At 42.8% G+C, this 12,199-nt stretch carries 13 protein-coding genes; 2 read left to right on the top strand and 11 right to left on the bottom strand.

Annotation, left to right across the window (positions count from 1 at the left end):
* Positions 1-59: 59 nt before the first annotated feature.
* From ABE28_RS07490 to ABE28_RS07460, 7 genes are all read right to left on the bottom strand, one after another.
* Complete coding sequence (locus tag ABE28_RS07490; protein WP_083231988.1) at positions 60-2,219, bottom strand: penicillin-binding protein; 2,160 nt, start codon at positions 2,217-2,219, stop codon at positions 60-62.
* A gap of 2 nt (positions 2,220-2,221) precedes the next feature.
* On the bottom strand, positions 2,222-2,584 hold the full coding sequence (gene ftsL, locus ABE28_RS07485) for a cell division protein FtsL (RefSeq protein ID WP_064461751.1): 363 nt from the start codon (positions 2,582-2,584) through the stop codon (positions 2,222-2,224).
* A gap of 26 nt (positions 2,585-2,610) precedes the next feature.
* Entirely contained in the window at positions 2,611-3,549 is a 939-nt protein-coding gene (gene rsmH / locus ABE28_RS07480) for a 16S rRNA (cytosine(1402)-N(4))-methyltransferase RsmH (protein ID WP_064461749.1), read from the bottom strand.
* Between the two features lie 52 nt (positions 3,550-3,601).
* Positions 3,602-4,033 (bottom strand): division/cell wall cluster transcriptional repressor MraZ, encoded by a 432-nt coding sequence (gene mraZ / locus ABE28_RS07475; RefSeq protein WP_057915056.1) that lies wholly within the window; start codon positions 4,031-4,033, stop codon positions 3,602-3,604.
* A gap of 314 nt (positions 4,034-4,347) precedes the next feature.
* Positions 4,348-5,973: a bacillithiol biosynthesis cysteine-adding enzyme BshC gene (gene bshC / locus ABE28_RS07470; RefSeq protein ID WP_064461747.1), complete on the bottom strand. Its 1,626-nt coding sequence runs from the start codon at positions 5,971-5,973 to the stop codon at positions 4,348-4,350.
* Between the two features lie 109 nt (positions 5,974-6,082).
* Positions 6,083-6,475, bottom strand: coding sequence for a DUF3397 domain-containing protein (locus ABE28_RS07465; RefSeq protein WP_064461745.1), 393 nt, complete (start codon positions 6,473-6,475; stop codon positions 6,083-6,085).
* Between the two features lie 4 nt (positions 6,476-6,479).
* Complete coding sequence (locus ABE28_RS07460; protein WP_064461743.1) at positions 6,480-7,364, bottom strand: 2-dehydropantoate 2-reductase; 885 nt, start codon at positions 7,362-7,364, stop codon at positions 6,480-6,482.
* Positions 7,365-7,822: 458 nt separating this feature from the next.
* Here ABE28_RS07460 and ABE28_RS07455 point away from each other — a divergent pair, with 458 nt between their 5' ends.
* Positions 7,823-8,311 (top strand): N-acetyltransferase, encoded by a 489-nt coding sequence (locus ABE28_RS07455; protein ID WP_064461741.1) that lies wholly within the window; start codon positions 7,823-7,825, stop codon positions 8,309-8,311.
* A gap of 34 nt (positions 8,312-8,345) precedes the next feature.
* Here ABE28_RS07455 and ABE28_RS07450 read toward each other — a convergent pair whose 3' ends face one another.
* The 4 genes from ABE28_RS07450 to ABE28_RS07435 all read right to left on the bottom strand — a co-directional run bounded on the left by ABE28_RS07450 (position 8,346) and on the right by ABE28_RS07435 (position 10,703).
* A complete protein-coding gene (locus tag ABE28_RS07450) occupies positions 8,346-8,966 on the bottom strand; it encodes an RsfA family transcriptional regulator (protein WP_064461739.1) in 621 nt (206 codons plus the stop codon).
* A gap of 78 nt (positions 8,967-9,044) precedes the next feature.
* On the bottom strand, positions 9,045-9,797 hold the full coding sequence (locus ABE28_RS07445; protein WP_064461737.1) for an enoyl-CoA hydratase/isomerase family protein: 753 nt from the start codon (positions 9,795-9,797) through the stop codon (positions 9,045-9,047).
* A gap of 145 nt (positions 9,798-9,942) precedes the next feature.
* Complete coding sequence (gene rpmF / locus ABE28_RS07440; protein WP_034313929.1) at positions 9,943-10,116, bottom strand: 50S ribosomal protein L32; 174 nt, start codon at positions 10,114-10,116, stop codon at positions 9,943-9,945.
* 65 nt (positions 10,117-10,181) lie between these two features.
* Positions 10,182-10,703, bottom strand: a complete 522-nt coding sequence (locus ABE28_RS07435; protein WP_064461735.1) for a YceD family protein — start codon at positions 10,701-10,703, stop codon at positions 10,182-10,184.
* A gap of 219 nt (positions 10,704-10,922) precedes the next feature.
* Between ABE28_RS07435 and ABE28_RS07430 the strand changes: the two genes are divergently transcribed.
* Entirely contained in the window at positions 10,923-12,131 is a 1,209-nt protein-coding gene (locus ABE28_RS07430; protein WP_064461733.1) for a nucleotidyltransferase, read from the top strand.
* Positions 12,132-12,199: the final 68 nt, after the last annotated feature.

Genomic DNA, 12,199 nt, shown 5'->3' with positions numbered 1-12,199 from the left:
AGACTAAAAAACCATCAAAAATGAAAGAGGGGAATCCTTATGGATTCCCCTCTTCGTGCTCATTCGGTGCTCTCATTTGTCGGTATATCTTCACCAGCTCCCTTTGGCTGGGTTAATTCAATATTGAAGGAATCGCCTTCCTTCACCTTTTTCCCTGCTTCGAGATTCTGCTTACTCACATATCCCGTCCCTGTTGTCTTCAAGTCCAGTTTTGCGACCTTAGCCAATTTCATGGCGTCCCTTAATGACCACCCTTTCATATCAGGAACCTTCATTTCACCTTCCGTTCTCAAGATGATCTTTTCACCCTGTAAAAGCGAGCTTCCAGCCTTCGGGGATTGGTCGAGCACTTTACGCCCGCTCCCTACCGTGCTTACATCATACCCTAGATCCTTCAGCTCCTTGGCTGCTGAGCTTTCAGTTTGATTCGTATAATCAACGATTTTATTCGCTTTTTGTTTTTTTACATCAGATGGTTTGATATTCAAATATTGCAGGCTATTCTGCATGACAGGATTGAATATCTCTGACAATGGGTCGGCGCCGACATAAGACGTGCCCAGCTTAGGCTGCTTGACTGCCACATACATGACCAATTGCGGATCATCTTTCGGTGCCATCCCTAAAAAGGAGAATACGTAGTTATTCTTCCCCTCCAGATATCTACCAGTCGGACCGGCAATTTGGGCTGTACCGGTTTTTCCGGCTACTTCATATCCGTCGATGGCATATTTGCTTCCTGTTCCCTTTTTCGCAGAAATCACCGTTTCCAAATAGTCACGCACCTGCTTGGCAGTCTCTGCCGAAATCGGTTTCCCCGTCACTTTCGGTTTTGTCGTTTTCAAAACCTTTCCTGTATCCTGATCGGAAATGCTTTTGATCACATAAGGCCGCATCATTTTTCCGTCATTGGCTATCGCCGAAGCAGCCTGGATTTGTTGAATGGGGGTGACAGTCGAACCCTGGCCGAAGGCAGTTGTCACTTTTTCAAGCTTATATTTATATTGAATTTTACCGGTTATCTCATTCGGCAAATCGATTCCCGTTTTGTTATCGAACCCAAATTTAGTCAAATACTCCCTGAATGTATCCGCTCCTATTTTATCCATTGCAAGTGTAGCGAAAGCGACGTTGGAGGAACGTTGGACTCCTTCAAGGAATGTCATGCTTTTCCCTCTTTCGATACCACTGTGATCATGAATTTCCCCTGATCCCGCTTTATAGGTTCCGGCTACAAAGCTGTCATTCGGGTTGAAGACCCCTTCCTCCACAGCTGCTGCAAGCGTAAAGGCTTTCATGGTCGATCCCGGCTCGAACGTTTCTTCAATGGCAAGGTTGCGCCATGTATCGGTGAGTCCAACCTTCGTTGTCGGATGGAAGGTAGGCCTTTGCCCCATGGCCACTATCTCTCCCGTTTTAGGATTGGAAACAATGGCTATGATTTGCTCGGGATCATATTTCGCCTGCACTTTACTCAACGAATCTTCCAAGAAGGTTTGGATTTTCTTGTCGATGGTCAGCATGACATCATTGCCATTATCCGGTGCGACAACTTTTTCCTTCGCATCAGGTAAAAGGAAGCCTTGTGAGTCACTGTCAAATGTCAGCTTCCCGTCCGTTTCCTTCAATTCTTTGTTGAGATACCTCTCAATGCCGAACTTACCGGCCATTTCGCCCGTTTTCTCATCCTTTTCTACGTAGCCGATTAAATGCGATGCAAAGATTCCATTTGGGTAAAATCGTTTATTCGTCCTTCCGAATGTAATTCCCGGCAGCTCCAATTTTTCGATTTTCTGTTTGACGACCTGCGACAAATCCTTGCCCGCGCTGCCAAATTCGACCTGATATGCCTCTTTATTATTCGTAAGGCGTTCATAGATTTCCTGTTCGTCCATGTCTATATATCTAGCAAGCTTACTCGCGGTCATTTCTGGATCCTTGACGCGCTCAGTTTCCTTTTTACTGAGTATTGCCCTCAAGATATAAGAAGAAGTATCCTCGGCGATGACTTCCCCCTTTGCATCGAGAATGCTGCCCCTTTTTGCCTCCAGCACCTGTTTCCTTTCGTATTTCTTTTCGATTTTCGAAGCGAGCACTTCCCCGCCTGCGGTTCCTGTCACCTGGATATACAAAAAGCGGCTGATTAAAACAAAAAAGAGCAGGCCGAATAAGAAGAATAATCCGGCTGCCCCATGCTTCATATTTTTTTGTTTCTGCATTATCACTGCACACCCTTCACATTATTCTTATTTAACTTGAACCCAAGCGCTGCAGCTTTTTCCCAAATTCTCTCGTATGTACTAAGTTCCGCAACCTGCACTTTCAGATCGTCATTCACTTTGCCTTGTTCGGCAATTTTCGATTCAACAAGCTGGATTTCTTTATTGGTTTCATAAATGGCAGCTTGATTAGAAACGATTTTCACTCCCATGTAAGCAACCATAATAGCAAGGGCACATAGTAAGAAAACTTCACCAATGGATATCTTTGCTTTACGGATGACCACTGTTTGATGTGCCTGTTGCTGATGTTGCTTTTGGTCTTCATATTGCTGTTCTTGGATCTTTTTGGCTATGGAACTCATTCCTGTTCCCCCTTACTGATTTTTTTCTATATTTTTTGTTTTTCAGCGATTCTTAGTTTAGCCGAACGGGAACGATTATTCCCTTCCAACTCATCTTCTGAAGGTAGAATCGGTTTTCTCGTAATTATTTTCAAGGTTGGTTTGAATTCATCCGGGATGATAGGAAGTCCAGGCGGAAGGTCCGGCATGCTGCTGGCTTTTTTGAAAACCGTTTTGCAAATCCTATCTTCAAGCGAGTGGAATGTAATAACCGATATTCTGCCTTCCATATCCAAAAGCGAAATCGCTTGCTCCAGAGAATCCTCGAAGACGCCCAACTCATCGTTCACGGCAATCCTGATCGCTTGGAAAACCCGTTTCGCAGGATGTCCGCCTTTACGTCTTGCAGGGGCAGGGATCCCATCCTTAATCAGCTCCACTAGCTCAAACGTCGTTTCAATCGGTTTAATTTCTCGGGCCGCTTCTATTTTGCGGGCAATTTGCTTGGAAAACTTTTCTTCCCCATATTGAAAGAAAATCCTCATCAAATCATGGAATGACCATGTATTGACTACATCATAGGCAGAGATGGCAGCGCTTTGATCCATCCTCATGTCCAAAGGCGCATCATGGTTATAACTGAAACCTCGTTCCGGTGTATCCAATTGCGGCGATGACACCCCTAAATCGTACAGGATTCCATCGACTTTCTCGATCCCGCGGGCATTCAGCTCTTCTTTTAAGTATTTAAAATTATTCGGAACAAGAACGATACGTTCACCATAGCTTTCCAGTTTTTCCTTAGCATTCCGTATTGCCGTTTCATCCTGATCAAAAGCATAAAGCCTGCCCTTGTCAGAGAGCTGTGAAAGCAAGTATTCGCTGTGGCCGGCTCCTCCTAAAGTACAATCCACGTAAATTCCATCAGGTTTGATGTTCAATCCATCAACCGTCTCTTTTAATAACACTGTTGTATGTTGAAACATGCTAGACATCCTTCCAATCGGTTATTGAGTGACTCTATTTCTGAGGGCAGCCTTAAATATCAAAGCCAATCATATTTTCTGCTATCTCAGCGAAAGAATCCTCCGAAGCTGAAAAATAGTTTTCCCAAAGGGATTTGCTCCAAATCTCAATACGATTGGTAACACCAAGAATTACACATTCTTTTTCCAATTGGCCATATGAAGTAAGCGGCGCGGGGATATTAATTCGCCCTTGTTTATCGATTTCGCATTCTGTTGCTGCAGAAAAGAAAAAACGGGTAAAGGCTCGGGCATCTTTTTTTGTTAAAGGCAGGGCTTTCAGCTTTTCTTCAAGCAGCTTCCACTCTTCCATAGGGTAACCAAATAAACATTGATCGAGTCCGCGGGTCAGAACAAATTGCTCCCCGAGATTGTCCCTGAATTTCACGGGAACGATCAAACGGCCCTTTATATCGATGTTATGATGGTACTCTCCCATGAACATACCCACTACCCCCACATTCTAATCTCAATGTACCACATTCCCCCACCTTTCTCCACTTGTTTTTACTTTCTCCTTCCAAGTAATAATTCCCTTCTTTTCAATCCCTTTTTTATTTAGCCAAATTATTCAAAGAACCGTACATTTCCCTCGAATGGACTCATACTGGGACATAGTCGCACTATTCCTGTCGAAGCATTAACGACTAGGCTCAGGAAACAGAAAAAAGACAGGCTTTAGCACCTGTCTTTTTTTGCTTTTCAACTGTCCGTCATAATTGATTAATCCGCCACTTTTCCCCAATGCGGCTAATACTTCTATATGAAAATCAATTTATGCTGATTATTGAATTGGTAATCCAGCTTCATGATATCACTAATGAATTCCGGTCCATATTGGTTCAGGTAATAAAAAGCATTCCAGATCCTCTCTTGAGGTGATTCAAGCGGGTAAAGCGACTGGGCGATGCGTTCATATTTTTTCAAGGTAACCGAATGGCGTTCCTTTGTACGGTCACCGATTTTCCCATATATGAAATCCAATTGTTTTTGGATGAATTCAATATTTTTGTTCAGCATCGGCTCAAGCCCTTTATCCAATGAAACAGCATGGTCGGAAAGTTGTTTATGGTTCTCTTCAAGCTGTGATTTCAGCTTCCCGAACAGGTTAGCCGTTGTCTCATCTTCCACTTCTTCCAAGTACCGTTTTACCGCATTAGCGGTTCCTTCAGTCAGAACAGTTTCCAAGGTAAGTTCCATTTCTTCTAAATCCGTATGGACACGCCGTTCTACAATCGTGATGTTTAGCCTAGGGATGATTGGCGGCATTTTCATCGAAAACAATTCAAATGCCCGTTTTAATTCGGCCCAATAGGCAATTTCCCCTGGTCCGGAGATGAAGGCCAATACCGGAAATAGCATTTCCTGCATAAGCGGACGTGTGATGACATTGTTGCTAAGCCGTTCAGGATGATTTTGGGCTATATGCAGCAATTCCTCCTCCGAAAACGACTCCGTGTTTTTACCGCTGAAGCCGCCCTGTACACGCTCCAGTAAACATCGATCTTTTTTTTCCGGATCATAATAAAATAAATTCGCTGCTTGTTTATCCATTTCTATCATTTTAGGATAACCTTTTGCCTGCATGAATGTTTGTTGATCCTCGACCACTTCAGCGATGCGCTCACTTTTTTGGATCATCGCTATAAAATGGCCCTTCTCGATTTGCCTTAAGTCCGGATCTGCCGCATCGATGAGTAAAAGACCATATTCATGGAACCACTCATGAATCAGCCTGGCAAAAAAGTCGACAAAGGTTTTCGATTCATTTATCATTTCTTTCATTTTAATTAAAAGTTTATTCGTAAAGGCCGTTTCTCCAAAGGTTTCGATGATTTCTTCGAACCATTTCTCTGCCTTTTCCGTTTCAAGCTCCACATCCGATACCATCGTTTTATAAGGCTGATAGGAAGGATACGTTTTTTTGTGCGGCTTTCCGTTTTTCATAATATACACATGATTGACCTCAGCCAAATCATGATCTTCGCCAGCTATCCAAAAAACCGGTATGACAGGGCGTCCCAATTCTTTCTCCTGTTCTTTTGCAAGTTTTATGATCGAGATCACTTTATGGATGGTATACAGCGGACCCGATAGCAGCCCAGCCTGCTGTCCGCCAATAACAACAACGGAATCATCTCTGCGCAACCTTTCAATATTCCCTTTAACTTCCTCGCTGCTTGAAAAACGGGACATATATCGTTGTATGTAATCGGATAGTTCACGACGTGAAAAAGCACGGTTCATCAATTCATTATATCTATCTCGATACTTATCCGCCTTAGACAAGTCATAATGAAAATAATCCTCCGCTTCAAGATGGTTTTGTAAATAGTCCGATGCAAAACGGTTTAAAGATGGTAAAGCGAGATCTTTCATCTCCATTTCTGTTCTCCCTTTCTCTGCAACTACAATTCTTTTTAGAGTATAACATTCCACTTTAAGAAAACAAAAGAAGTTGCCCAGCAGCAGAAAATTGATGTGGCGTTCTATTTTATGTAGTAAATATCTTTGTAATACTTGTTATTAATCCAATTGAAAATAAGAGTATATAAGCGACGAAAAAGAAAGCGAAGTTCACTCTCCAAAAACCCTTTACTACCTTATGAAAAATGATTTCCTCTTTCACCTTGTAATGGACCATTACCACCACTATTGCGTTGACAATCATGATCAGCATGATCACCCAAAGGATTTGCTTATCCCAAATGGCAATGATTAAATAATGGACGGATATTACGAATAAAATCGCACTCATATCCATCGCGAACTGAACGGAGCGCCTATGGCTACCAGTCAATTGCTTGGCTCCTACAAAAAACAATATGTACCCTAAAAAAGGCAAGGTAATGAATATTGCGGCAAGATTTGAAACAACGTTCGGCACATCCTCATCCCCCCAGAGTCTCTTTCCCCTTGATCATCTTGAATAGAGAAGACGCCATGACATCCGTTTTCCCCTTATGCTTTGCCATAGAAAGAATATGGCCCAATATTGCATCAATTTCCGTTTGGCTGCCGTTTTCCAAATCTTTTAGCATGGACGAACGGTTTCCGGCAGTTGCCATGCAAACGGTTTTAACATGTTCAAATGACTCTGCTTTATTCTCCACTTCCAAAATGCTGGAGATTTCATCGAAAAGCTCTTGAAACAATTGATAATAAAAGACATTGGTGATCAAAACGCCATTTTTCACTTGCAGGATGGCTGTTAATGGATTGATCACTGCATTAACGAGAAGTTTATCGAGAAGCATCGAGTGATAGTCCTCGCTCCTGGCAAAAGGAAAACCATCCATCCTTTCATTCAATAATGAGAGTCGGTCGAGCTCACCTTTAAATGAAGCGATCCTCGTAAGGCCAAGCCCGGTATGCTCCACCGTATTTGCATTATGTCTCAAAGCCCCATGCTCCACAATCCCTACATAGATGGCCCGAGATTGAAGCTGCTCCAAATGAGCAATATGCCCGTAGCCATTCTGCAAGAATAGCAGCGGCACATCAAGACGGTTGATTGCCGGCAAGATGTGTTGAAGCTGGTATTGTTTCACTGCCAGTATAAGAAGATCCTGGTCGGTTACCCCCCCGTCCAAGCTCTTCGACATGACGCAGTCCAGCAACCGACTTTCACCCTCTTGAATCAGCCGGATCCCCTCATGGTTGATGATCGAAGCCTGTTGTACCGTACGGGTATAGACCGTTACACTATGTTTGCCACTCAAATGAGATGCAAACAGCAGTCCGATGGCCCCTCCTCCAATAATTCCAATTCGCATGTTACCAATCCTTACTTTTCTGAAATATATTTACTATTTTAACACATAATCTTTTTTATCCTGCATCAATTTTCACGCCTTCCGCATTGGGGATTCCCGCAGCGCAGCTTATAACAAAGGTAAGAAACGCATGGCTTGCAATAAAATTCAGTAAAAGTGCCTTAAATACGCTACTGGAGATTTATTTCCTTCTTTAAGCGTTGAATTAATGGTATATTAGATACGAAAAGCGTAGCCAATCTTTACTCTTTAAGGGATACAAAATACCTCCGATCCAATACCAGCGAGGAATCGCTGATAAGTGTGCGGAGATGAATGGCTATCGCTGTTAGCATTAGTCAGCAGGATGAATTGTTCAATGTCATGCTAGATTTAGCCTTTAGTTGGGATTCCACAGTGGGATGACTTACGAAGGTCACTACCGAAGAGGTTTATCAGAATTAAGGGGGAGCTTTTTTATGGAATACAAGGTGGAACGATTACTTGTAAATTTTAAAACGCTTGAGGAATTCAAAAAATTCAAAGAATACGGAATTCAGGAACTGTCAATGCTAGATGATCTAGAAGGTAACATCATTGAAAATGACAGCCAATCACCTTTTTATGGTATCTTTTATGGCGACAAACTTGTAGCCCGGATGAGCCTGTACAAAAGAAACGCTAAATTTGATCAGTATTTTGACAATTCAAGGGACTTCCTTGTTCTTTGGAAACTCGAAGTCCTGCCTAACTATCAGAAAAAAGGGTATGGAAAAGCTTTGGTCGAATTCGCCAAAAGCCTGAACATGCCCATCAAAACCAATCCAAGAGTCCATTCACAAGATTTTTGGAAAAAGATGGGCTTTTCTGCAGTTTCCTATGATATGGAACGCGACTTTGGGGAAAACCCGCTGATTTGGAGTCCATTCGATAAACAAGCAACAACTGAAACAGATACGGAAGAATAACGAAAACGCGGGCGGATTCTTCCACCCGCCTTTTTTATTTATTGACCCTTTCCAGATTACCGTTCTTATCCATTTGGAAACTAACTTTCGGGTTCGTTTTTTCGTCTTCTTGTACACTAAGCTTCCTGGCTCGCTCCATGATTTGCATAAGCGCACGGTAATCTTCCTCGACAGCTTTCAAGTTTTCTCTCAACAGGGTATTCTCTTCCTGCAAACGGCAATTATCCTGTTCAAGAAATAGGGAGTGCTCGGAAATCCGTTCCTTCTCCTCGTTATCATCCTGGAAGAACTCATCCATCTTGGTTAAATATAATATAACCTTCTGAAGCGTAATAGAATCTTGTTCCTCTTCCCGGGGAGCCTCTTGCTCGATCTTATGATGTTCCACTTCCGCAACAGGATTAGGTTCCGCATTCGGCTCAAGGACGACCTGTTCCTTCCTTTGTTTCTTTGCCAGCTCGATTCCTGATTTATATTGCTTCCTTACAAAAGAATTCCATCGAAACCCACAGGCCGCCGATGTTCTTGATAACTGCTTCCCCACTTCTTCAAACGCCTTTAGTTGAGTACTGCCTTCTCTTATATGCCTTAACACCACTTCAGCCAACAACAAATCCTCATCATGGGTCCATGCATCTTGTCTCGCAATTGTCATCTCTCTACCTCCTTAGCAAGTTTTAATTCATAATATGCACATGCTAGGAAAGATAGAAGAAATATAGAAGCGGTATTTTTATTTTTTCTTGTTTAAAAAACGGCTGACCGCGGCATGATGTGCATCACTTGCCCAAAGTTTAGCACATTCACGGATTTCAGCCTCCATTCTTCCTTTAAGACCGCCTGCCTCCCATTTATTGATCAACAATTTTTTATAAGCCATCAATACCCTTGTCTCATGGCGAAGAAGATCTTCCGCGAAACCTTCCCAGCTCTCGGCTATCTTATCTACGAAACCGAGTCCTTTGGCTTCTTCCGCTGTATGTATGTTTGCACCCATCAATAGCTTTACCGCATTTTGACCTGGTATTTTTTCAAGTAAAAGTGAAGCGCCGCCCCAGCCTGTGGTGATTCCTAGCGTACCTTGCACAAAACCTACCCTGACGCCGCTTTTCGCTAACCGGAAATCACAGGCAGTAGCTATTTCGCAACCCCCGCCAACAGCGCTGCCATTAATGAAAGCCATTGTCGGTTTTGGGAAAACTGCAAGTGCATACAGAACCTCACCCATTTTCGATAACATAGTAAAGGCCTCTTCTTCTGTATATAAATCTTGAAACTCACCCAAATCCCCTCCTGAGCAGAAGGCGTCGGTACCCGCCCCCGTCAGGACAAGCAATTTAATCTCATCATCACAGGCCGCTTCCGCCAGTATTGATTGAAGTTCGTCCATCAGTTGATAGTTCACGGCATTCCTTTTCTCCGGTCTATTAAATATGACCTTCATGAAACCACGTACACTCTTTTCAACCTTAATCGTCCGATTCAAGGAAGCACCTCCTCTATTCATCATTCCAGGTTCACATTTCCGAATATTCAGCCAAACAAACTGATAAAAAAAGCCCAGAGAAAATCTCTGCGCTTTTATTAGCGTGTTGCATCAAGAAAGCAAAGCTTTCAAGTAGGGAAAGAAATTATTTTGCGACAACTTCTTTTCCTTTGTATGTTCCACATTCTTTACAAACGTGATGTGAAAGAGTCATTCCACCACAGCTTGGGCATTCTACCATACCAGGTACTTGAAGCTTGAAGTGTGTACGACGTTTTCTTTTTACAGTTTTCGACGTTCTTCTAAAAGGTACAGCCATTATTCCCACCTCCTTAAAAAATATAAAAAAGCTGGAAAAATCGGATTAACGATTTTCCGTTCCAATCAAGATTCTTTATTGTTGTCAAAAAAGTCGGCAAGCTTTGCAAATCGCGGATCAACCTTATGCTCATTTTCCTCTTCAGAAATAACAGCCCAGTCTTTACCGGATTGAGGAGCAGCTTCATTGGAATCGACATCCTCACAAAAAACCTGCATCGGAATTTCTAGCAATAAATTTTCTTTAATTACCGGTATAAGGTCTACAACATCGCCTTCTACAACAGTGACATCATCTCCATAGAAATCAGTGCCATCTGCCTTTAATAGAAAGGTTTCCTTTGTATCAATATCAATCGGATATTTAACGTCTACCAGTGTACGGGAGCAAGGTAATGTTAATTCACCAGAAAGATGCAAGTGAAAAGTAATCTCGGTCGAACTGATATCAGCTCTTCCTGCTACTCTTATCGGAGAAACGTCGCGAATTTGCGGGTCTCTTTCTCTAATGTCTACGACATCCACGTGTTCATCAAACCGTAAATCTTTGTCCCGAATTTTTTGAAGTTGACTAATCGTCCATTTCAAATGAAATCACCTCAAGGCAACAAAAATAATTATAGCTTTCAATTATAAGTTTGTCAATATTTTTTCTTTACACTATAATGTAGTCATCCTAACTGATTATCCAAAGTTTAAGATTCTTTTCAAACCAAAAAATCACGATGAAACATTATGGAATCTTACTTGAAATACTATTTTAGCACTAAGTTGAAAAAATACAAAGTTTTTCTCTGAGGTGAACCAATGAAGGCTTGCGGATTAGTAGTCGAATATAACCCTTTTCATAATGGACATGTTTTACATGCAAGAAAAAGCAGAGAAAAAACCGGTGCGGATATTGTGGTTGCAGTCATGAGCGGGCCCTTTTTACAGCGCGGCGAACCTGCTATAGTCAGCAAATGGACCCGTGCTGCCATGGCCCTGCAAGGCGGCGTCGACCTTGTCATAGAGCTTCCCTACGCTTTTGCAACGCAGAAGGCGGAAATCTTTGCAAGAGGCTCCATCTCCCTTTTGGAGTATCTCGGCTGTGACTCTTTTTGTTTCGGGAGCGAGGATGGCAGGATCGAGCCATTCATCACCGCACATACAGTCATTTCTGATCAATCCGCCCCATTCGATGCCGCCGTTAAATTGGCAATGGATGCCGGGAATAGCTATCCTGCAAGTGCCGCCAAGGCCTATCAAGCAATCATCAAGAATGATGGAGCCCTCGATTTGACTAAGCCTAATAACATTCTTGGAAAGGAATATGTAAGTGCTGCCCTTACCAGCGGTTTTTCGATCCGCCCCTATACGATTCAAAGGGTCGCTGCCGGATATCATGATACTAATTTGTCTGACGACTCCATTGCCAGCGCAACTGGTATACGCAAGGCCATCCAAGAACAGGGGGAAAGCTTGGATTCCGTTTCAAGCTATGTTCCCAAGCCGACAAGCAGCGGACTTGAGCAATATGTATCCAACTTCCGCTCCTTGCATGATTGGGAAATGTATTGGCCCCTGTTGAAGTACCGGATCCTCTCTTCTTCTTTAAGCGAATTGACAGCGATTTACGAAATCGAGGAAGGAATCGAGCATCGGATCAAGCAGATGGCTAAAGCCACTGCCACCTTTTCACAGTTCATGACGGCACTGAAAACGAAACGCTATACATGGACACGGCTCCAACGGATGTGCATCCATATATTGACCAATACTTCCAAGGAACAAATGACAAACACCAACCTGCCAAGCTATATCAGACTCCTTGGCATGAATGGCAGGGGAAGGGAATATTTGCACACCGTTAAGAAAGACCTGCCGCTCCCGCTCATTTCCAAACTGTCTTCTTATCAAAAACAGGACATCGAAATGGACATACGAGCCGCACAGGTATACGCACTTGGCTTATCCGAGCCGTATCAGGCGTCCCTGATGAAACGGGAATATGCGGCTCCCATCATCATTAAATGAAAATGATTTCATGACAACAAAAAGCGCAAACAGATAGTAGAGTGACCCAGTAAAATGAGACAAGGAAA

It is taken from the genome of Peribacillus muralis (assembly GCF_001645685.2).
Taxonomy (GTDB): Bacteria; Bacillota; Bacilli; order Bacillales; family DSM-1321; genus Peribacillus; species Peribacillus muralis_A.
This window is presented reverse-complemented; position numbering and strand designations above follow the sequence as displayed.

Excerpts from the sequence above, each read along its gene's own strand:
- ABE28_RS07490 (WP_083231988.1), bottom strand. The coding sequence starts at position 2,219 with ATGCAGAAACAAAAAAATATGAAGCATGGGGCAGCCGGATTATTCTTC.
- ftsL (WP_064461751.1), bottom strand. The coding sequence starts at position 2,584 with ATGAGTTCCATAGCCAAAAAGATCCAAGAACAGCAATATGAAGACCAA.
- rsmH (WP_064461749.1), bottom strand. The coding sequence starts at position 3,549 with ATGTTTCAACATACAACAGTGTTATTAAAAGAGACGGTTGATGGATTG.
- mraZ (WP_057915056.1), bottom strand. The coding sequence starts at position 4,033 with ATGTTCATGGGAGAGTACCATCATAACATCGATATAAAGGGCCGTTTG.
- bshC (WP_064461747.1), bottom strand. The coding sequence starts at position 5,973 with ATGGAGATGAAAGATCTCGCTTTACCATCTTTAAACCGTTTTGCATCG.
- ABE28_RS07460 (WP_064461743.1), bottom strand. The coding sequence starts at position 7,364 with ATGCGAATTGGAATTATTGGAGGAGGGGCCATCGGACTGCTGTTTGCA.
- ABE28_RS07455 (WP_064461741.1), top strand. The coding sequence starts at position 7,823 with ATGGAATACAAGGTGGAACGATTACTTGTAAATTTTAAAACGCTTGAG.
- ABE28_RS07450 (WP_064461739.1), bottom strand. The coding sequence starts at position 8,966 with ATGACAATTGCGAGACAAGATGCATGGACCCATGATGAGGATTTGTTG.
- rpmF (WP_034313929.1), bottom strand. The coding sequence starts at position 10,116 with ATGGCTGTACCTTTTAGAAGAACGTCGAAAACTGTAAAAAGAAAACGT.
- ABE28_RS07430 (WP_064461733.1), top strand. The coding sequence starts at position 10,923 with ATGAAGGCTTGCGGATTAGTAGTCGAATATAACCCTTTTCATAATGGA.